The organism is Colwellia sp. MB3u-4, from assembly GCF_014077065.1.
GTDB lineage: Bacteria > Pseudomonadota > Gammaproteobacteria > Enterobacterales > Alteromonadaceae > Cognaticolwellia.
The window spans coordinates 44,034-66,024 of the sequence record NZ_JACGVE010000082.1; the positions used below are offsets into that span (position 1 = coordinate 44,034).

Consider the following 21,991-nt stretch of genomic DNA (forward strand, 5'->3'; position numbering starts at 1 on the left):
TGGTGGTTAAGTATAGATTATAATGCCGGCCATGATTGTTGCCATGGTGGTGTCAGTTGCTTTATAACCGCAAGCGTTGAAGTGTGGTTGAAAACAGCCCCCGTGCTTGGCGGCAGGCAGTACTGATATTGTTTATTGTGCAAACTAAAGCTTAAGGCAAAGGCGTGTAGATAACCTCGATCAGTATTGAGTTCACTGTTGTAGAGCGGATCACCCAGTATGGGTACGCCTATGCTATTTAGCGCCACTCTAATTTGATGCGTTTTACCCGAATGAGGCTTGATTAAATAGAGCCGTTGTTTGGGGGCGATAGTGAAAGACAAGAATTGGCTGATGGCGGGACTATCCATAGTGCGGAGCAACTTCCACATACCTCTGCGGCTTTTCTCCATATCACCTTTAATTAAGCCTTGTTTTTTTTTCGGCTTACCTTCCGCTATTGCCAGGTAATATTTTTGCACTTGGTGTTGCTCAAATTGTTGTTGAAACGCTCTTGCGGTGGCACTATTTTTAGCCACTATAATCAACCCCGAGGTCATCTTATCTAATCGATGAACCGGATAAAGCTCAGTGAGGGCAAACTGGGTTTTTAGCTGCGCTTTTATTTGGGAAAATAAACCGCTGCCCAGGGTATCTTCATCATGAAAACTCAGCCCTTGGGGTTTATCAATGACGACAAAGTCAGCTTGGTGATCAATTACAGTTAATGTTTGCTCAGTCATTAAAAGCTCAGCCCTATGATTATATAAATAATCAGTGTGAGTACCGCGCCCACTAAGGCATAAGGTAATTGGGTTTTAACGTGCTCAAAGTGATCACAGCCACTGGCAATTGAGGCGACAATGGTGGTGTCGGAAATAGGTGATGCATGATCGCCAAATATACCGCCACCGAGCACGGCAGCCACCAAAAATTCAATAGGCAAACCGCTTTGTTGCGCGATAGGTACAGCAATGGGGATCAGTATTGCAAAGGTGCCCCATGATGTGCCGGTTGCAAAGGCCATTATAGCGGCGGCAATAAATAAAATGGGAGCCATTAAAAATAACGGCACTTCAACATTAATTAATTGGCTGACATAAACCCCGGTACCAAGCGCTTTAATAGCGTCGCCAAAAGCAAACGACAAGACTAAAATGGCGACAACAGGTGACATATATTTAATACCGGTAACAATGGTTTTAACGATAGTCGACCATGACATGAGCTTGTGGCTGATAATTAAGAGCACTAAGAATACTAGCGCAGCAACCACAGACCAAAACACAGAGAAAGCACCAGAGCCTCGACGTATATCACCGTCACCGGTAAACCAAAGCAGTATAAAAGTGCCCATTAATAGCGTTAGCATCGGGAACCACATAATATAGGCGGGGGCAACATCATCAACCGTGGTTTTTTGTTGTGCTTGAACTACTGATTCAGCACGCTTTAAGGGGCCAAAAACTCGGCCACTAAATGCGGTGTAATAAGCTAAAGCAACCGCAATAATGGCGTAAAAATTATAGCCAATGGTAGCAATTAAAATACCGACCGGATCCTTAAATGAATAACCATCAAGTAAGCCTAAAACATAAGCTCCCCAGCCATTAATCAAAAATAAAATGCTGATGGGCGCACAGGTTGAATCAACCAAGTAAGCTAGCCTAGCTCGGCTAAGCTTGTGCTGATCGAATAGCTTTTGACTCGCCATGCCGGCAGTAAACATGCTGAGATTAGTATCAGTAAAAATGGTGGTACCGATCACTGTGGGTAACATGCTAGCTTGTCGGCTGTTTTTCACTAAGTTTAATGAGGCGAGGTGGTTAATAAAGCCGTTTACCGCGCCCGATTGATTCATCAAGGTGACTAACGCGCCAATTAATAAGCTGAAACTGACAATATATACGTTACCTAAAGAATAAAATACTTGCGCAATACCAAGTGTAGTGCCAGTTAAACCGTCAATAGGATTGCCATTTGCTATCATGACATAACAAAGCATTACACCACATAAAAGTGCAAAAAGTGCTTTTTTTCGCCATATGGCAATGATGATAGCAACAAGCGGGGGAAGTAAGCTAAAAACACTGTCTTGCATAGTAAACCTTTATTATTATTTTATGTTGGGGGGAACTTGTCGCTATAACTTAAAAATTTACAGCAGCTAACTTTACCGTAAGCTCATGCAATAAGAAACTGTATGCTTGCAGACCTGAGGATAAAAATTTTTAAAAAAAGAAACATACTTTCACTGAATTGCTGCAATATCTGAGTTAGATAAAGATAAGTGCAGCAATATAGCGTATATTTTACCAGAGTAAGGTGGTGAGTTTAAAGTTAGAGAGCAAGTTTTTACCGTTTTGTTGGTACTTTATTTACTTGACCTACTCATATTTAAAGAATAATAAATCATTGTAGCCATTGAAAAATTCACATTTCACCCTTAAATAACAGTCACTCACTGGCGTAACGCATCAGGAACTATTTTGACACTATCATTAAACGAATATATCACGGCTTTTACTCAAGAAAAGCATCAAACTTCTTTGAGCCAATTTGGTCGAGGTATAGAACGTGAAGCACTTCGGGTGCTACCACAAGGCGGGTTGTCTGAACGCCCGCACAGTGAACGATTAGGCTCGGCGTTAACCCATCCTAATATTACCACCGACTACTCAGAAACCTTGATGGAATTTATCACCCCGGTGAGTTATAAACCTGAAACGGTTATTGCCCAACTTGAAGATGTGCAAAAGTTTACCTTAAGCCAACTTGATGGTGAGCTATTATGGCCAATGAGTATGCCGTGCTTTGTTGATGATGACGATAAAATACCCTTAGCTCAGTTTGGTAAATCTAATATAGGTAGAATGAAAACTGTTTATCGCCAAGGCTTAAAAAATCGCTATGGCAGCATGATGCAGGTTATCTCTGGCATACACTTTAACTTTTCCTTTCCAAAAAGTTTTTTTCAATCGCTGCAAACCATCGAAAAAAATACTGATGACATTGATGATTATACTTCTGATAAATATTTTGCACTGTTAAGAAACTACAAACGTTTTTGCTGGCTGATCCCATATTTATATGGCAGTTCACCGGCTATTTGTGGTTCTTTTTTAAAAAATAAACCGACTGATTTACCGTTTAAAAAAACCGAAAAAGGTTATTTGTATCTTGAGTATGCTACGTCGTTACGTATGAGCGATTTAGGTTATACCAACAGTGAACAGTCATCGTTGCAAATTTGCTATAACAACTTGTCAGGCTACTTAGACGGGGTGAAAAACGCGATTAACTTACCGTCGAAAAAATTTGAGAAAATTGGTATTAAAGTGGATGGTAAGTACCAACAGCTCAATAGTAATGTTTTGCAAATAGAAAACGAATTATACGCGCCAGTGCGACCAAAGTGTGTTGCTAAAGCCGGCGAAAAGCCATCAGAAGCTTTAAACAATAGGGGCGTTGAATATATTGAAGTTAGAGCACTTGATGTTAACCCCTTTTCTGCCACGGGCATTACGGTTGAACAAGTGCGATTTTTAGACATTTTCCTAACTTTTTGTATGCTGGAAACGAGTCCAATACTTGACTGCAAAGCACAGGCAACCAGTGAAGAAAATATGGATGCTGTGGTAGTAAGAGGTCGTGATCCAAGCTTATTATTACGAGATATTACAACAGGTAGTGCAGAAGAAAACAGCGCAGAAGAAAAGTCTGTACAGCAATGGGGTGGCGAAATTTTCGCTCAAATGGCCGGTGTCGCCACGTTATTAGATCAAGCTAATGACAGTAAGTTATACAGCCAAGTACTGGCGGCGGAAGCGGCTAAAATTAACGACGCGAGTTTAACGCCGTCAGCACAAATTTTAGCGGCAGTGGTGGATGAAAATCAATCATTAACGAAAATGGCACTTACTAAGGCTGTTGATTATCGCCAACAGCTTTTAGCTAATGATTATCAAGAGTTTAACGAAGAATATTTTATTGAAACTGTCACAGATTCATTGCGAAAAAATGCCGCGATTGAAGCAAGTGATAAAGTAGATTTTGATTCTTTTTTACAGGATTACTTTTCCTGAGTAACCCTAAGCTAAATTGTTAGCAAAGCTTTCAGCAAAAAAAAAGCGCGTTAAGGTAACGCGCTGTAAATAATAAGAAAGCAGTCCAGGAAGGTTTTACTTTCATGTATTATGACTGGCTATTGTTTTGGTGGTTCATTTTTTATACGATTTATTTGTCCTTCCTCTTATTTCCTTCCTTCCTTCCTTAATGAGCACTCAGCAGAAGCTTGCATGACATTGACTTTTTTCCCTATTTTATAATCAGCATGATTCACCAATAAGGCTATCAAAGTCAGATTAATAGTTAAAATAAAATAAGTTTAAGATCAAAAAGCCCCCTAATAATTTAGCTTCAAACAATGAATGTGCTGCGAAATATATAAAGTTACTGACTAATACGCGCTTATTGGCGCAGCATAACAAACATTCCTAAAAAGTTAATAAGTGCCTAAACCTAGGTAAATTTTATCTAGTATCTAGCGCCTATTTAAATATGAGGTTATTACGGTGTTTTTATTTTATGCGTCAGAATAGAGCTTTCCAAGCGAGCACTAGAAAAAAGTGTCATATATAGCGACTTTAATCTGAAAATTCGACAATATTCTGGCATGATATTATCATTCAAAACTAAGTAACTGCATTCATGGCCTTTTTTAAAACACTTATTATTTCTGCGTTAGCTTGCTTAACGTTATCAAGTTGCGCGACTAGCCCACCCAAAAATCCTGAAAATTTATGCGAAATATTCCGTGAACATAGAGATTGGTACTTTATTGCAAAAGAAGTACGCGAACGTTGGGGCGTACCTATTCATGTGCCGATGAGTATGATGTATCAAGAAAGCTCATTTAAAGCCGGTGCATTGCCTCCTAGGGACTACCTGCTAGGGTTCATTCCTTGGGGTAGAGTTAGCAGCGCTTATGGCTATTCACAAGCAAAAACTATGACTTGGGCAGACTACGTGAGAGAAACTGACAATTCGGGTGCTGATCGTGATGACTTTGAAGATGCTATCGATTTTATGGGGTGGTTTATTTTTAAAACTCAAAAAATTAATAGGGTCTCTAAATGGGATGGCTACAACCAGTATTTAAATTATCATGAAGGTTGGGGCGGCTTTAAACATAAAAGTTATAAGAAAAAACCTTGGTTAAGTAAGGTGGCCCGAAAAGTCGATCGTCGTGGTAAGCGTTATTCAAGTCAGCTTAAAAGCTGTGAAGAAGAACTTAATCATGGTTGGTTATGGCGTTTATTTTTTGGTGATTAATTCATTTATTATGACAGAGGTTAACAAGTTTTTAGCCTCTCGTTATTTTTGTCGCTTTATTACTAGCAACATTACTAGCAATAGTACTAGCCATTATTTAACCAAGGGCAAGCTTTTACCCCTCTTAAAATTACCCGTGTCTTACACTGTTTTACTGCACCGTTTTATTCGTTAGTTCCATAGCATAGTTCTTGCCAAAGTTGATAAAAATAGTATTATTTTTTAACAACTCAGTGTGAATCAGGGCTAGAAAATAAACGCAGTGATTTTTAAAAAAAACTTCATTTTATTTCGAAAAATCGATTGCAAAATTCAAAGGCTATTTGTTAGAGGGCTCGCATTTGTTATCCACAGAAATTGTGGAAAAATCGTCTTCAGATCTAGAGCTGTGCATAACCTTGTTAGTAAGTCTCGGTGGCGAACGTTCTATCCACAAAAATATCTAAAAATGAGCCAGGAATATTTTGGGGTCAATGTCATTCACTGATCGGCATCATAAGATGAAATGAATAACTGAGGACGGTAGTTGGCTACTAAAGCTAACTTATTAAAGCTTAGTTATTAAAGCTTAGCTATCGAAGAGGTCATAAGAAAAAGGCACCGTTGACTTAGGTTCAACGGTGCCTTTGCGCGAAAAGCTAGTTTAGCCTTTACAGCGCTAAGATTTAATACCATCATAAAAATCAGGTAAAATTCTAACTGTTTTGATCATATTGTCTTTTACTTCGATAATTTCCAGCGGGTAGCCTGATATTCTAACGCTTAAGTTTGCTTCTGGAATATCTTCAAGGTATTCCAAAATTAAGCCATTGATCGTTTTTGGGCCATCAGTAGGGAAATTCCAGGCCATTTCTTTATTCACGTCACGTACAGTGGCACTGCCATCGACTAAATAGCTACCGTCGGGTTGAATATTAACTTCATCGCTAGTGGTTGGCGTCATCGTTGTAGTGAAATCACCGACAATTTCTTCAAGAATATCTTCTAAGGTGACTAAACCTTGAATATCACCATATTCATCGACCACTAAGCCTATGCGCTCTTTTGCATGTTGAAACTTTAACAGTTGCACATTGAGGGGAGTACCTTCAGGAATAAAATAAATTTCTCGCACAGCACGTAACAAGGTTGCTTTGGTGAATTGTTCTTTTGAGACTAATCGCAAGGCATCACGCATGTGAACATAACCTACTACATCGTCAATATTGTCACGATATAATAATACCCGGGTATGGTTTGACTGGGTAAGTTGTTTTTGGATGCGTTTCCACTCGTTATTGATATCGATGCCAACCAGTTCATTACGCGGGATCATAATATCTTCAACGGTGACATTTTCTAAATCGAGAATACCCACCAGCATGTCTTGATCTTGAGATTTCAATAAGGCACCTGATTCATTTACTACGGTGCGTAATTCTTCAGAGCTTAAGCTGTGTTGTTCACGTTGTTCTGAACTAATGCCTAATATGGCTAATATGCCATTGGTGATCCAATTGACCGCAATAACGAAAGGGTAGAGTAGCTTTAAAAGTAAAACTAGGATTAATGAACTCGGAAACGCGACTTTTTCTGGGTACAATGCGGCTAAGGTTTTTGGCGTTATTTCAGCAAAAATCAAAATAACTAAGGTCAGCAATAAACCTGAATAAAACACGCCTGCGTCGCCGTACAATCGTTGCGCTATGATGCCGGTAATTAGGGTGGCAAAAATATTGACTAAGTTATTGCCAATCAGGATCAGGCCAATTAATTTATCTGGTTTTGCCAGTAATTTACTCACCCTTTTTGCGCCACTATGATTTTGTTTTTCTAAGTGTTTTAACCGATACCGGTTAATCGACATCATGCCCGTTTCAGAACCAGAGAAATAGGCTGATATAAATATGAGAATGCCAAGTACGACAAACAGCATATCGGTAGAGATGTTATCCAAAAGGGATCCTATTGATGCGTTATTTATAAGCAGTATTACCAGACCACAGTGGAAAAGTAATACAAAGTTAACTTATACCCTAAAAATTATAATAAGAGAAATTCTTTCACAAATCGGCTACCAAAATAAGCCAAAGTCAGTATGAAGGTGGCAATTACGGTTAATATGAGTACCCGTTGGCCACGCCAACCTTGTTTAAAATGTCCCCATAACGTTAAGAAATAAATGCTGCAGGCGATCAGCGATAAAATAGTTTTATGCGCATTTACTTTTGAGATCATGCCGTCAAGAAACAAAAAGCCTAATGCTTGGCTGAGTAATAGGCAGATGCTACCTAACAGTAAAATAATATATAACTGACGTTCAACTTGCATTAAAGGCGGTAAATGATGCACGGCTTGAATATTTTTACTTTTTAATTTTTTATTGATATAGGCAACTTGGAAGGCATACAAAGTGGCGATAACTAAAATACAATAGGCAATAAGGGCTAAAGTAATGTGGCTTAACATGGCAAGCTTATCGCTAACAATTTCCATATTACCTATGGGTGAAATGAAAATCATACTGAGTTGCCAAAGGCCAGCAAAACCATAAATTACGGGTAATAATAAATTCACCTTGAAGCGTAAAGCGACCGTAGAAATAACTAAGGTAATAATTAAACTGACCAGTGAAACCACATTAGGTAGCGAGAAATTAAGGTGGTTATGGGTAAATAAAAATTGTGAGCTACTTAATACATGAAAAACAATCGCCAAACAGGCAAAAATCAAGGTAATGATTAAGTTTGGTCCTTTCGGATGAAATAAACGCGATAAAATTGATACCGTCGCCACGCTGTAGCATACAAACGCAGTAAATGAACTGATACTTGAAAATTCCACAAAGAGCTCCAAAAAAATTAAAAATTGTCCACAAGGTAAATAATACTGCTAGTTAATATTTACTATAGCGATTCTAGCAGAACCGCTAGCAGACTCCATACTATTGTTTATTTTATATCAAGAGTTTACGCAAAGGTTTAATGGCTAAGAATGTTAATACGCCAAGACAAGTTAAGCCAAACCAAAAAGGTATTAACTGATGACTGTGTTGCATTTGCTGACTAATATCAATGTTAAAATAAACTAGCCCCCAGTCCAATAATAAACCAAAACTAATGGCAGAAATGCTAATGCCTAAAAGGTACTTTATTAATACGCTACTACCCATTTCATTTTTGATCACGCCCAAGGTTGAAATGTTAGTGGCTGGCCCTGCCATCATAAAGACTAATGCAGTACCGGGAGAAATGCCTGCCATAATAAAGCCAGCGGCAATAGGTGTTGAGGCAGTCGCGCATATATACATAGGAATCGACAGTGCAATCATTACCAACATAGCGCCTAAGCCACTGCCATAGCTTAATAAAAATGATGTAGGTACAAATGTTCTTACCGCAGTGGCAAACAATAAGCCTAACAATAGCCATCGCACTAAGTCATCAATTAATTGTGTTGCGCTATAGCGAATGCCGGCCAATGTTTTCGCTATTACTGAATGGCTAAGTACCGAATGGCTAGGCTTTGTTGGCTTGCTTGCACAGCACGAATTGGATGGCTCGGCTGCTTCAGCTTTAACAGCGGTTGTTATTTTTGCACAACAAGTTGTTAATTCACTATGCGTGTTGTGGCTTTTTACTCGGGTAAAGCTCTCTTTGGATGTGGCAACTATCATACCGGTAAAAATTGCCGATAATATTGCTGTCACTGGGCGATAAATGGCGAGAACAGGCCCTAACAAAGCATAGGAAACCGACACCGAATCTACGCCGGTTTCAGGTGTTGCGACTAAAAACGCTGCAGTGGCAGGAGCTGAAGCGCCTGAGCGTCGTAGTTCAGTCGCCACAGGGATCACGCCACATGAACATAACGGTAATGGTGCACCAATAAATGCCGCTTTAATAATGGCTTTATTACCATGACCTAAATGCTGGCTTAAAATTTTGGTGGGTACCCAAGCTTTCATCAGACCGGCAATAAGTAAACCGAGCAATAGCCATGGGCTAGCTTCTAGGCTGAGCTGTAATAAATTGTCAAAAAATAAAATAAAGGTATTCACACTTGGTCCAAAAGTGAGGTAATTAATGAGAGTTTATCATAAATTTTTTCACTGTTATTGATCTATAACTAGGCTTTTTTGTCTACATATCGTGAGATTAAATCTCATCATTAGCTTAAAAACATAACTTCTACTTTCGCTAATTAATTGTACGGGTATAATAGAGGTAATTTTTTGCGCAAAGTTAATATTTGAGTCATTTATGTTTGAAAATCTTTCCGATCGTTTAACGAAAACACTAAAAAATATCAGTGGCCGTGGTCGCTTAACAGAAGACAATATAAAAGAAACTTTACGTGAAGTACGGATGGCCTTATTAGAAGCTGATGTCGCTTTACCGGTTATTCGCGATTTTATTGCCAAAGTAAAAGAAAGTGCTGTTGGGCAAGATGTTTCTAAAAGCTTAACGCCAGGTCAGGTTTTTGTAAAAATTGTTCGCACTGAACTTGAAATGGCCATGGGTGAAGTTAATGAAGCCCTTAACCTAAAAACAGCGCCGCCAGCTGTTGTGTTAATGGCCGGCTTACAAGGTGCAGGTAAAACGACCTCTGTTGCTAAGTTAGCTAAATTTTTAACTGAGCGTGAAAAGAAAAAAGTGCTTGTGGTGAGTGCTGATGTTTATCGCCCCGCAGCGATTAAACAACTGGAAATGTTAGCCACTGAAATTAATGTTGGCTTTTTCCCAAGTGACATTAACCAAAAGCCTATTGATATTGCCAATGGGGCGATTGACCACGCGAAGAAAAACTTTTTTGATGTCGTTATTGTGGATACCGCCGGGCGTTTGCATATCGACGGCGAAATGATGGCTGAGATCCAACAGTTACACGCCGCCATTAACCCCATTGAAACCTTGTTCACGGTTGACGCCATGACAGGTCAAGATGCGGCTAATACCGCTAAAGCCTTTAATGATGCTTTACCATTAACCGGTATTATCTTAACCAAAACTGACGGTGATGCCCGTGGTGGTGCGGCGTTATCTATTCGCCATATTACCGGTAAACCCATCAAGTTTATGGGGGTTGGCGAAAAAATTGAAGCCTTAGAGCCTTTTCATCCAGACAGAATTGCTTCTCGTATACTGGGTATGGGCGATGTACTTTCTTTAATTGAAGAGGTCGAGCAAAAGGTTGATCGCAAACAAGCTGAAAAATTAGCGAAAAAAGTTAAAAGTGGCAAAGGTTTTGATTTAGAAGACTTTCGTGACCAACTTGTGCAAATGAAAAGCATGGGAGGCATGATGGGCATGATGGATAAATTACCCGGTATGGGCAATATGTCGGAACAAGTTAAAGGCCAAATGGATGACAAAGTGACTATTCGGATGGAAGCTATGATTAATTCGATGACCAAAGCCGAACGACAACGCCCTGACGTGATTAAAGGTTCACGCAAGCGTCGTATTGCTGCCGGTTCGGGTACGCAAATACAAGACGTTAATAAATTGCTCAAACAATTTACTCAAATGCAAAAAATGATGAAAAAAATGTCGGGTAAAGGCGGCATGCAAAAAATGATGCGCTCAATGAAAGGCATGATGCCTCCAGGTGGTGGCATGGGCGGCGGTATGCCGGGTCGTTAACCTATTAAGCTAAATCATATTTTGAAACCAAAAAAGGTAGCATGTGGCTACCTTTTTTAGTTTCTACACTTTTCTATTCTAGAATTACATGACAGGAGTTTGTTATAAATCTCTGCTCTCATCTATGATTTTTCTTTACTCAATGTGGGTCATAGCGGCTAAATCAAGCGCTTTTATTTTTAAATCTTAAGTACGCTTTAACCGCATTTATATTTTTTCGATTAAGTATTCTATTACCGAGGGCAGTTAGCATTGAGCCTAACACCACAAAGCTGGCTCCGATATAAGCGAGTGCATTCAACTGTTGTGCTTGGAATGCTGTTGGCCAAATTTGCTCAGCGATAGTGGCAAACAACACGGTAAGTAAGGGTGTTATCGCCAAGGTTGCACTCACCTTGGCGGTTGACAAATATTCTAATGACTTAGCAAAAGTGCCATAGGCAATGAGGGTGTTAGCGCAGCAAAAAAGTAACAAAAGTAATGCGCTATCATCTAAAGACTTTATTTTTTCCGGGCTTGCCAAGGGTAAGAAAAACAGGGCACTTAATAAGTAAATACACCACATTATTTGGTTTGAGCTGTAATAACGTAACATTTTTTTTTGCATGATTGCATAGGCCGCCCAAGTTATTGCCGCCCCAAACATAATGATAAAGCCAAGTAAAAAATCATGTCTATCAATGCCACTGCTATTAATAAATTGTTGATTAAAAAACAATAACAAACCTGAGATAAGTACCAAAGAGCCGACCATTTGACCACGGCTAAAGTGTTCCTTCATTACAACAACACTGCCGAGTAACATGAAAAAGGGCGCCATTTGAATAAGCATTTGTGCAGTTTCTACTGGTATATAGTGCAATGAAACCAGATAAAGTATGTAGTTAAAACTCAACAGAATAGCAGCAAGCAATAGTCGTTTCATGACGCTAGTTTGCTGCAGTGCTGAGTTAGGTATTTTTCTGGTTGCTGATAAAAATAGAGTCACAAAAAATGCAGCGAACACGAAGCGATACCAAGTAATAGTATAAGCGTCCATTAGTACTAAAACAGATTTTAGCGCTAATGGCAGTAATCCCCACATAATAGCCGTGGTCATCGCTAGCATTAATCCTTTTATACTGGTGTTTGCGAGCTGAGTCATAGTTTTCGCCGGCTAGAAAGAGTGAATTAAAGCGCGGGTATATGGCGCTTGGTTTTGCAGACGTGGATTATATCGTTATATTGCTAACACAGGTAACTAATTTGCGAAATAATTCATCCAAGGCTAGCTTTAGGTTGCTTTGTCAACAGAAAAGCGTAATATACGCGAGCTTTTCTGTTGCTTAGTCGACGGAAATGTCTGGGAAATTCGTTTTAACACTTAAATTATATAGAGGACGATATGGTTACCATTCGTTTAGCTCGTGCCGGCGCAAAGAAGCGTCCATTCTATCAGGTTGTTGTTGCAGATAGCCGTAACTCTCGCGATGGTCGTTTCATCGAGAAAGTTGGTTTTTTCAACCCTACAGCGCAAGGTCAAGCGGAAAAATTACGTTTAGACTTAGACCGTGTCAACCATTGGGTTGGTCAAGGTGCAACTGTATCTGATCGTGTGGCCAAATTAATTAAAGATGCTAACAAAGCAGCTTAATTTAATTGGTAGGTTTTAGGAGTTTGTTGTGGAAGTTATTGGTAAAGATGTCACTTTAGGTAAAGTAGGCGCAGTCTACGGTATCAAGGGTTGGTTGAAAATTCATTCATTCACAGATGACCAAGAAGCCATTCTAGACTATTTTCCTTGGTCTTTAAAATTAGGGGATAAGATTCAATCAGTAGATATTACCGATTGGCGCAAACATAACAATGGTCTTGTGGTTAAAGTTGCAGGTATTGATGATCGCGATGTAGCACAAAAGCTCGTGGGTTCAGAGATATTTGTCAGCGAAGAGGCGTTATCAGACTTACCTGAAGGTGAGTTTTATTGGCGTGATCTAATCGGCATGGCGGTAGTTACTGACAAAGGTTACGACCTAGGTCGGGTTTCCGACATAATGGAAACGGGCGCTAACGACGTACTGGTTGTTAAAGCTAATCTGAAAGATGGCTTTGGTAAAAAAGAAAGGTTAATACCTTACTTAATGGACCAAGTTATACTTTCGATAAGCGCTGAAGATAAACAAATTTGTGTTGACTGGGACCCAGGTTTCTAACTTGAGTAAGAGTGTATTAACAAACATGCTTAGTGATAAGAAAATGTGGATTGGGGTGATAAGCCTTTTTCCCGAAATGTTTGACGCAATTACTGAGTATGGGGTGACAGGCCGAGCTATACGTAATGGTCTAATTGAGTTTCATAAGTGGAACCCAAGAGATTTTACTCATGATAAACATCGCACTGTGGACGACCGACCTTACGGTGGCGGCCCAGGGATGCTTATGATGGTTCAACCATTACGTGATGCTATACAAGCTGCAAGAAAAGCTGCAGATGAAGATAGCAGCCCTGATCTTATTAAAGAAAAGGGTAGAGCGAAGGTTATTTATTTGTCGCCGCAAGGACGGAAATTGGACCAAGCTGGTGTACGTGAATTAGCACAACATGACCGACTGATATTTATAGCAGGACGTTATGAAGGTATAGACGAGCGACTAATAGAGTCTGAAATTGACGAAGAATGGTCGGTCGGCGATTATGTATTAAGTGGTGGGGAATTACCTGCTATGAACATAATCGATGCCGTAGCACGCTTTGTGCCTGGAGTATTAGGACATCAACAATCAGCTGAGCAGGATTCATTTTCTGACGGTTTATTGGATTGTCCACATTACACTCGGCCAGAGGTTATGGACGTTTCGGTAAACGAAGCAAAGTCTGTTCCTAAAGTGCTATTAAGTGGTAATCACGAGCATATAAGGCAATGGCGCCAATATCAGTCGTTAGAAAGAACTTGGACTAGAAGACCGGAACTTTTAACTAACCTAGCTCTGACAGCAGAGCAGCAAAAAATGTTAATTGCCATTAAGGCTGATAATAAAAATGCTGCTGATGACTGTGAAACCTAGGAAGAAGGTATTATGAGTAATATTATTAAGCAGCTCGAAGCCGAGCAAATGAGAACAGATGCACCAGACTACCGCCCAGGCGATACAGTTGTGGTACAAGTAAAAGTTACAGAAGGTGAAAAATCACGTCTTCAAGCATTTGAAGGTGTTGTAATTGCTATTAAAAACCGCGGCATCAATTCTGCATTCACTGTTCGTAAAACTTCGAACGGTGTTGGTGTAGAGCGTGTATTCCAGACACATAGCCCAATCGTTGACTCAATTGCAGTCAAACGTCGCGGCGATGTACGTCAAGCTAAGCTATACTACTTACGCGAGCTATCTGGTCGTAAAGCACGTATTAAAGAGAAATTGGGAAAAAGATAATTCCCCTTTAATACGCGTATTGTTAGTTAGTTAGTTTGAGAAAAGCCTGTTTGGGAAACCAAATAGGCTTTTTTGTGTGTTTTTTTTACTTATCGAGCAGCTGTAACGTTAGCAAAAGCTACAATAAAAGCAGGGAATACCTAGCCATAGCCGTGCATGAGCCAGCGACTCTAGGTTTATTTTCGTTGTTATTGTGTTTTATGTGCTTAGGCAAGTACAGAAAACAGTCAACACTTGTTTTATTTTAACGCCTCAACACTTTCTAGGCTTTATTCTATCTTCTTGATTTAAATGTCTTGTTTATTTTTAAAACGTTATTATGCCGTATTTTAAACCTTCCTATTAGACTTATTCCATCTCAAACTTATATAAATAATTCATGAATATTCGACTTAAGTGGTGTGTCCCATCACGAAAAGTTAGGCTATTATGTTGGTAAGTTAAAAAGTTGATCGATAGTTGAATGAGGTTTTGCTTCGACGTCTCAACAAGCCATTAAATAACAAGATTTCAAGGATTAAGCATGCAAAAACTAAAAAGCCATTTTCCCGTATTAGCGCAAGCAAAAGCCCACACCTATATTGATGCAGCGAAATACGACGCAATGTACAAGCAGTCGATTGAACAACCTGATGTTTTCTGGGCTGAGCAAGCTGAACAGTTCCTTGATTGGTATAAGCCTTGGGACAGTGTTTCAGATGTTGACCTTAAATCTGCTGATATCAAATGGTTTTCTGGTGGTAAATTAAATGTTAGTTACAACTGTATCGATCGTCATCTAGTCAGCAAAGCTGATGATATCGCTATTATTTGGGAAGGTGATGACCCTAGCGAAGATAAAAAAATAACCTATCAAGAGCTGCATGATCATGTCTGTCGTTTTGCTAACTTACTAAAAGCACGTGGCGTGAAAAAAGGCGATCGTGTCTGTATTTATATGCCAATGATTCCAGAAATTGGCTATGCCATGTTAGCTTGTGCCCGCATAGGTGCAGTGCATTCAGTAGTATTTGGTGGTTTCTCTACTGAAGCTATTCGTTCACGTATCGCTGATGCTGACTGTAAAGTCGTTGTGACCTCGGATGAAAGTCTTCGAGGTGGTCGCGTCATTCCATTGAAAGTCAATGTTGATGCAGCAGTTGCTGAATGTCCAAATGTTCACTCAGTTATTGTTGTGCAACGCACAGGTGGTGATGTGGCGTGGAATGATAAAATTGATGTGAATTACCAAGAAGAAGTCGCTAAACTTCCTGCAGTTTGTGATCCGGAAGTGATGGACGCCGAAGATCCACTCTTTATTTTATATACCTCTGGTTCAACAGGCACACCTAAAGGTGTGTTACATACTTGTGGTGGCTATTTACTTTACGCCGCTATGACCCATAAATATGTTTTTGATTACAAAGACGGTGAGATCTATTGGTGTACGGCAGACGCAGGCTGGATCACTGGCCATTCGTATATCTTTTACGGACCGTTAGCCAATGGCGCAACCACACTGGTTTTTGAAGGTGTGCCGACTTATCCTGATGCGAGTCGTTTTTGGCAGGTGTGCGATAAGCACCAAGTCAATATTTTTTATACCGCACCAACCGCTATTCGCGCCTTGATGAGTGTTGGTGATAGCTTTGTTGAAAAAGCGGATTTATCATCGTTACGCCTTTTAGGTACGGTAGGTGAACCGATTAACCCAGAAGCATGGCATTGGTATTATGAGGTTGTGGGTAAAAGTAATTGTCCTATTGTTGATACATGGTGGCAAACAGAAACGGGTGGCATTTTAATTACCTCTTTGCCAGGAGCGGTTGATATGAAACCAGGGGCAGCAGGTAAACCGTTTTTTGGTGTTAAACCCGCACTTTTTGACAAAGACGGAAATACCCTTGAAGGCGCAAACCAAGGCTTATTAATGATGACAGGCAGTTGGCCTGGTCAATTACGCAGTGTTTATGGCGATCATGATCGCTTCTATCAAACCTACTTTAGCCAATATCCAGGTAATTACTTTACCGGTGATGGTGCTAAGCGTGATGAAGACGGTTTTTATTGGATCACAGGTCGTGTTGATGATGTGTTGAATGTTTCTGGTCATCGACTAGGTACGGCTGAAATTGAGAGTGCTTTGGTATTGCACCCCGCCGTTGCTGAAGCCGCTGTTGTTGGTTATCCGCATGAAATTAAAGGCCAAGGTGTTTATGCTTATGTCACCTTAATGAGTAATGCGACAGAGTCAGATGAGTTATTGCGTGAGTTAACTGAGTTTGTGGCGAAAGAATTAGGCCGTTTTGCGAAACCTGACTACATTCAATACGCGCCAGGACTGCCTAAAACCCGTTCAGGTAAAATTATGCGTCGTATTTTACGCAAAATTGCTGAGAATGACGTAGATACCTTAGGTGATACCTCAACCTTGGCTGATCCCGCGGTTGTCGAGAACTTAGTTAAGAATCGTATTGTGCATAAATAAAATTGTCTATATAAAAAATTAAGAAAAAAGCGCCATTTGGCGCTTTTTTTATGTCATATTTTTGATAATAGGGCTGTACGTGAGTAAATTATAGTGTAATATAAATGATACAAAACAAGTAAACTTTATTTTACAGCAAGAAGGGCGTAAAGAATGTACAATCTGCAGTATCGATATTATTACCTCCCATACTTTAACTAGTTGCTCTTCTCGTCGCATTACTATTGGTAGAAATAGTGGTTAGCCAAAATACTTTACTTAACACTCACAATTATTGTTCCATATTTAGGAAAGAATCATGTCAAAAAATACCTTAACGGCGTCAGACGCCAACCAAATACCTAAAAGCAGGTTGAACGATATTCACGTCAATGCGGAAGATGTCTTAATTACCCCTAATGCTTTACGAGAAGAGTTACCGCTGCCAGAAGCAGGCCGTGTTTTTGTTAAAAATGCTCGCCAAATTATTGCTAATATTATTCACAAAAAAGATCATCGTTTATTAGTCATTGCCGGCCCCTGTTCTGTACATGATCTTGAAGGTGCTAAAGCTTATGCAAGACAACTGAAAGAATTACACGATAAATATCAAGACAGTTTATACATTGTTATGCGAGTTTACTTTGAAAAACCGCGCACTACGGTCGGCTGGAAAGGTCTGATTAATGATCCGCATATGGATGGCTCATTTGATGTGGAAACTGGCCTTCGCAAGGCCCGTGCATTATTGATTTACTTAACCGAGTTAGGTTTGCCGTTGGCGACTGAAGCACTAGATCCAATCAGCCCACAATATTTAGCTGAGCTATTTAGTTGGTCGGCTATTGGTGCACGCACTACAGAGTCACAAACGCATCGTGAAATGGCCAGTGGCTTGTCGATGCCGATTGGCTTTAAAAATGGTACCAGTGGTGGTCTTGGTGTTGCTATTAATGCTTTGCAGTCAGCCGCCTCTTCACATCGTTTCATGGGTATCAATCGCTTAGGACAAGTGGCACTGATTAAAACTTCTGGCAATCCTGACGGTCATGTCATTTTGCGTGGCGGTAAAAAGCCTAACTACGATGCGGTTAATGTCGCTTTGTGTGAAGAAGAACTAGCCAAACAAAATTTAGAGCCGGGTATCGTGATCGATTGTTCGCACGGTAATTCTAATAAAGACTACCGTCGTCAACCTTTAGTGGCTGATAATGTTTTCGATCAAATTTGTGCCGGCAATAAAACTATTATTGGTATTATGTTAGAGAGTAATATAAATGCGGGTAATCAAAGTTCAGAGTTACCCATTGACCAGCTGAAATATGGCGTTTCTGTGACAGATGCTTGTATCGATTTTGAAACTACAGAGCAGCTTATTTCAGCGGCGAGTGCTAAACTTGAAGTGGTTTTAAAACAGCGGATTAATTCAACCGTTAGTGAATAGGAATAAGCAGCTACAATGAACAACGAACTTACATTTGAGCAAAGTTTAGGTGTGTTACGCGATGAAATTGACGATATTGATGGTCAATTAGTGGCATTATTGGCAAAGCGTCGCCTTGTTACCACCAAAGTGGGTTTATTAAAAAGCGCCGCGGGTATGCCAATTTTTGCCCCTGAGCGTGAAGCAAGCTTATTAAAGGTGCGTCGACAGCAAGCCATAGATGCCGGTTTGTCGCCAGAATTAATTGAAGATATTCTGCGCCGCTTGATGCAAGACTCATATGTCAGCCAAGATGCTAGTGGCTATCGTTGTGTCAATCCGGATTGCAAAAAAGTCATTGTCATTGGTGGTAAGGGGCAATTGGGACGCATTTTTGTTGATTTATTTACTCGTTCTGGCTATCAAGTACAGGCTTTAGAGCAAGCTGACTGGCCAAATAGTGCTGATATTTTAGCCGAGGCGAGTTTGGTCATTGTTGCTGTGCCGATTCGATTAACGACTTTGGTTATCCAAAAATTAGGCTCCTTGCCTGAAAACTGTATTTTGGCAGACGTTACCAGTATTAAAGAAGCGCCAATATATGAAATGATGAAAGTACATGCTGGCCCCGTGGTTGGATTACATCCGATGTTTGGGCCTGATGTCACCGGTTTAGTTAAACAAACTATTATTGCTTGCGAAGGTCGCTTTCCACAACAGTATCATTGGCTACTAGAGCAATTTAATGTTTGGGGGGCAAAAATCCATCCGGTTGAAGCACACACACATGATCAAGCCATGTCTATGGTGCAAGTCATGCGACATTTCTCAACCATAGCTTATGGTTACCACTTAATGACTGAAGGCGCTGATATAGCGCAATTGGTGGAGATGAGTTCACCTATTTATCGTTTGGAGTTGATTATGGTCGGGCGTTTGTTTGCTCAAAACCCTGAACTTTATACTGATATTATTTTCGCCAATCAAGACAATATTGCTATGATGAAGCGCTTTGCCTATCGATTTTTAGCATTACTTGAAGATGTGCAATCAAATGATAAAGCCGCTTTTACTGAGACGTTTTCACAGGTCGCTGATTACTTTGGTGATTATGCTGATATTTTTATGCAGGAAAGTAAAGTGATGTTGGCAAAAGCAGACCAACTAAAAAAATACTAATCAAGGAATGAGATGAGAAAATTTGCGGTAACGCTATCCAGTATTATGCTTGTTGTTGTTTCTGGCTGCGCCAATAGTCAGGCAGAAAAAGCGCCGATGACCCTTGGTGAAATTAGCCAGCAGCAACTGATGGCTAATCATAAATTTTTCCAGCAAGGTTATCAGGCATCGCAACTGTCTGCGCTTGAAATTGCTGATATTAACCGTTGGCCAAAGGATTTACACTTAGACGTTTACTTTGGCTCTTGGTGCCATGACAGCGTGCGTGAAGTGCCTAGGTTTTTAAAAATAGTGGCTCAAAGCCCAACGCTTTCAAATCGCTTAATTGCCCTCGATTATACAAAGTCAGAGCCAAGCGGCTCAGCTAAAAACCAGGATATAAAATATACTCCCACTTTTATTGTTTATCAAAACGATAAAGAAATTGGTCGTATTATTGAACGTCCGAAAGTGTCATTAACCGCTGATATCTCAGCGATGTTATAGCTTAGTTTACAATGTAAGTATGAGCATGTAGAGACAAAATCGCCGATGAATTATATTCTCTGCGATTTTTTTGATCATGGCTTACATTTTTGATAATAGCTTAATTGGTCATAGTTTAAGTAGTAATAGCTGAATGGATAAGTAGGCTTTATAGCTTGTCGTTTGATTATCCCCTCTTACTCATTAAAGCAACAAATACCGTTATGATTACACGACTATAAGGTATAGCTGTGCCGGCTTAGCAGAGGGTGAGTTAAAATATTACAATAGGTATGGACTCGCTGCATGGTAATGAAAGTAAGTGATTGAGATTTTAGAGGTTTTTGATAAAGCTGTTACTTTTTACACTGTTATATATTGCGAAGAGTAACAGCTTCAAGTTAAGAACAGGCGCATGTTGGCCAGTGACTTAAGGGTTTATCAAGCTAAAATTTGATGGCGATTCCGACCGCAATTGAACTATCTATCCAGAGCGAATCGCTAAAGTTTGCGCTACAAATATCCTGCTGGCAAAACATGGCGTCATCCTCATCAATTAAGGTGGCATAGGCGCGTAGTTCGGTCACTAAGGCCACTTGCTGAGAGACTTCATAGCGAGTACCAACGGCGACACTGGCAGAAGGATACAGTTCTTCACTACCCTGTTCGGCATCGAAATAAGCACCACCTAGCCCTAAACTCAAAGTCGTTACATAGTTTTGCTGACGGTACAAAGCGATGCCATTAAAATGTGCATAAGTGATATCTAGCTCATTATTAGCTTGATTTTCGCCAATAAAATCATGACTAACACGGTTCAAAAGTATCTGGCCTTGGCCATTAACATTTGCTTGCCACGCTATACCAACAGCCATGTTATTGCCAGAGTCAATATTGATATCGCTATTGTCACTGGTAACCAAGTCAGGACCGTATATTTTACCGAACATAACGCTGAGCTCTAATGGCTTTGCTATAGCGGCATGCGATGACAACAAAATGCAAAGCATTGCTAGTAGGGTTAATCGGCTATTTACTTTCATTACAAGGTGTCCTGTGATTTGTTGTCTTTTGTAAACTCAGCCAAATGTAGTGGCTAATTCTGACTAATTTTGGCTAGTTTTGACCAATTTTGGCTGAGTTTTAAGACCACTAAAAATTAAGACTAGCCAAATAAGTCAGTCAGTTTTTTCTTAGCTTTTTCTTCCAGCTTCTCTTTCAATTTCTCTTTAGCACTGTCGGTTAACTTTTTCTTTTGCGTGGCTTTTGCTTGTTGCCAAATTTGAGATAATGCTTGTTTAACAATCTCGGCACCGAGTTGGCTTGCCGGCAAACCAGTTTCACCACCGACATTATTTAATGTGATATCTGGTAACGTGGCACTATGTGCTTTATTACCAAAAGCACTTAAATCAAGTGTTAGCGCCGTGCCAGCAAGGATAATTTTACTGACTTTTATTTTAGGCTCTTCACCCGTATTAGTGTCGGCAGCACTTGCCTCAGCTTCAGGGGTATTACGCTTGATAGCATCGAGAATATCTTTAATATTAGAGCCGCCGGTTTTGGTGAACTGGACAAATGCTTGCGGTGATTTGATGATGATCGCATCAATAATAATAGGTGATGAGGCTAAACTTTCTAAATTAATATCAAGCGTTACTTCCTCTAAAGCGAAAGCGTTTGGTTGGCTATAAGTTTTAGGGTTGGCTAAATTAATACCTAAAATACTACCTGCGCCGCTAGCGAGCTTAATATCTACGGTTTTTACGGTAACCGTTTGTTCAGTGACTTTGCTGCCCACCGTCTCAATTTGACCTTTAATGTAGCCATTAAGTGAGCTTCCTGCTAAAAACCAAAGAGCACCACCACTAAGTAATAATAAAACAATAATAATTGAGGCTATAATTTTCACGAGTTCAATCCTTAAAATGTAAAAATGAAGTATCGCGCATACTCGCTATACTTCATTTGGTTTATGTCTTATTAAATTATATCTTAATAAGTACAAAGTTAAATATTTTTTCTAATTTGCGACCAAAGCCTTAAATCCTAGGCTAAGTTGTCTCCAGTGCTGTCAGTATCTAAGTTATAATAATGTTACTGTAATTTACTCAATTTTAGAGAGTTTTG

Annotated in this window: 19 protein-coding genes; 11 read left to right on the top strand and 8 right to left on the bottom strand. The window is 39.8% G+C overall.

All coding sequences use genetic code 11. From position 1 onward, the window contains the following. Positions 1–17: 17 nt before the first annotated feature. Entirely contained in the window at positions 18–722 is a 705-nt protein-coding gene (locus H4J61_RS12990; RefSeq protein WP_182185344.1) for a TIGR01621 family pseudouridine synthase, read from the bottom strand. Beyond that, a complete protein-coding gene (locus H4J61_RS12995) occupies positions 722–2,080 on the bottom strand; it encodes a Na+/H+ antiporter NhaC family protein (protein WP_182185345.1) in 1,359 nt (452 codons plus the stop codon). The genes H4J61_RS12990 and H4J61_RS12995 overlap by 1 nt, the downstream gene beginning before the upstream one ends. Before the next feature lie 388 nt (positions 2,081–2,468). Between H4J61_RS12995 and gshA the strand changes: the two genes are divergently transcribed. Both gshA and H4J61_RS13005 read left to right on the top strand, forming a co-directional pair. Continuing rightward, the gene (gshA, locus tag H4J61_RS13000; RefSeq protein WP_182185346.1) at positions 2,469–4,064 is read left to right on the top strand and encodes a glutamate--cysteine ligase; all 1,596 of its coding nucleotides are present in this window, start codon (positions 2,469–2,471) and stop codon (positions 4,062–4,064) included. 625 nt (positions 4,065–4,689) lie between these two features. Continuing rightward, positions 4,690–5,313, top strand: a complete 624-nt coding sequence (locus H4J61_RS13005; RefSeq protein WP_182136035.1) for a hypothetical protein — start codon at positions 4,690–4,692, stop codon at positions 5,311–5,313. A gap of 658 nt (positions 5,314–5,971) precedes the next feature. Here the strand turns inward: H4J61_RS13005 and H4J61_RS13010 are convergent. From H4J61_RS13010 to H4J61_RS13020, 3 genes are all read right to left on the bottom strand, one after another. Further along, the gene (locus H4J61_RS13010; RefSeq protein WP_182136034.1) at positions 5,972–7,249 is read right to left on the bottom strand and encodes an HlyC/CorC family transporter; all 1,278 of its coding nucleotides are present in this window, start codon (positions 7,247–7,249) and stop codon (positions 5,972–5,974) included. Positions 7,250–7,335: 86 nt separating this feature from the next. Further along, the gene (locus H4J61_RS13015; RefSeq protein ID WP_182136033.1) at positions 7,336–8,136 is read right to left on the bottom strand and encodes a cytochrome c biogenesis protein CcsA; all 801 of its coding nucleotides are present in this window, start codon (positions 8,134–8,136) and stop codon (positions 7,336–7,338) included. Between the two features lie 112 nt (positions 8,137–8,248). Continuing rightward, entirely contained in the window at positions 8,249–9,352 is a 1,104-nt protein-coding gene (locus H4J61_RS13020) for an SO_0444 family Cu/Zn efflux transporter (protein ID WP_310650062.1), read from the bottom strand. A 202-nt stretch (positions 9,353–9,554) separates the two neighbouring features. Here H4J61_RS13020 and ffh point away from each other — a divergent pair, with 202 nt between their 5' ends. Then, on the top strand, positions 9,555–10,937 hold the full coding sequence (gene ffh, locus H4J61_RS13025) for a signal recognition particle protein (protein WP_182185347.1): 1,383 nt from the start codon (positions 9,555–9,557) through the stop codon (positions 10,935–10,937). 163 nt (positions 10,938–11,100) lie between these two features. Here the strand turns inward: ffh and H4J61_RS13030 are convergent, their stop codons facing one another. Further along, positions 11,101–12,081, bottom strand: a complete 981-nt coding sequence (locus tag H4J61_RS13030; protein ID WP_182185348.1) for a DMT family transporter — start codon at positions 12,079–12,081, stop codon at positions 11,101–11,103. Positions 12,082–12,321: 240 nt separating this feature from the next. Here H4J61_RS13030 and rpsP point away from each other — a divergent pair, with 240 nt between their 5' ends. The 8 genes from rpsP to H4J61_RS13070 all read left to right on the top strand — a co-directional run bounded on the left by rpsP (position 12,322) and on the right by H4J61_RS13070 (position 19,882). Beyond that, the gene (rpsP, locus tag H4J61_RS13035; RefSeq protein WP_146879194.1) at positions 12,322–12,570 is read left to right on the top strand and encodes a 30S ribosomal protein S16; all 249 of its coding nucleotides are present in this window, start codon (positions 12,322–12,324) and stop codon (positions 12,568–12,570) included. A gap of 28 nt (positions 12,571–12,598) precedes the next feature. Continuing rightward, positions 12,599–13,129 carry a ribosome maturation factor RimM gene (gene rimM, locus H4J61_RS13040; RefSeq protein ID WP_404842448.1) on the top strand — a complete coding sequence of 177 codons (531 nt, stop codon included), beginning with the start codon at positions 12,599–12,601 and terminating at the stop codon, positions 13,127–13,129. Positions 13,130–13,172: 43 nt separating this feature from the next. Beyond that, positions 13,173–13,982, top strand: a complete 810-nt coding sequence (gene trmD, locus H4J61_RS13045; protein WP_182136079.1) for a tRNA (guanosine(37)-N1)-methyltransferase TrmD — start codon at positions 13,173–13,175, stop codon at positions 13,980–13,982. Positions 13,983–13,994: 12 nt separating this feature from the next. Then, positions 13,995–14,348 (top strand): 50S ribosomal protein L19, encoded by a 354-nt coding sequence (rplS, locus tag H4J61_RS13050; RefSeq protein ID WP_182136030.1) that lies wholly within the window; start codon positions 13,995–13,997, stop codon positions 14,346–14,348. Positions 14,349–14,871: 523 nt separating this feature from the next. Next, the gene (gene acs, locus H4J61_RS13055) at positions 14,872–16,815 is read left to right on the top strand and encodes an acetate--CoA ligase (RefSeq protein WP_182136028.1); all 1,944 of its coding nucleotides are present in this window, start codon (positions 14,872–14,874) and stop codon (positions 16,813–16,815) included. 298 nt (positions 16,816–17,113) lie between these two features. Beyond that, positions 17,114–18,238 (top strand): 3-deoxy-7-phosphoheptulonate synthase, encoded by a 1,125-nt coding sequence (locus H4J61_RS13060; protein WP_220460948.1) that lies wholly within the window; start codon positions 17,114–17,116, stop codon positions 18,236–18,238. Positions 18,239–18,253: 15 nt separating this feature from the next. Next, complete coding sequence (gene tyrA / locus H4J61_RS13065) at positions 18,254–19,396, top strand: bifunctional chorismate mutase/prephenate dehydrogenase (protein ID WP_182185349.1); 1,143 nt, start codon at positions 18,254–18,256, stop codon at positions 19,394–19,396. A 12-nt stretch (positions 19,397–19,408) separates the two neighbouring features. Next, positions 19,409–19,882 carry a thioredoxin family protein gene (locus H4J61_RS13070; RefSeq protein WP_182185350.1) on the top strand — a complete coding sequence of 158 codons (474 nt, stop codon included), beginning with the start codon at positions 19,409–19,411 and terminating at the stop codon, positions 19,880–19,882. Positions 19,883–20,307: 425 nt separating this feature from the next. On the opposite strand, the gene H4J61_RS13075 is transcribed toward H4J61_RS13070, so the two are convergent. Both H4J61_RS13075 and H4J61_RS13080 read right to left on the bottom strand, forming a co-directional pair. After that, on the bottom strand, positions 20,308–20,904 hold the full coding sequence (locus H4J61_RS13075) for a hypothetical protein (protein WP_182136025.1): 597 nt from the start codon (positions 20,902–20,904) through the stop codon (positions 20,308–20,310). A 122-nt stretch (positions 20,905–21,026) separates the two neighbouring features. Beyond that, on the bottom strand, positions 21,027–21,773 hold the full coding sequence (locus H4J61_RS13080; RefSeq protein WP_182185351.1) for a hypothetical protein: 747 nt from the start codon (positions 21,771–21,773) through the stop codon (positions 21,027–21,029). Positions 21,774–21,991 lie beyond the last annotated feature (218 nt).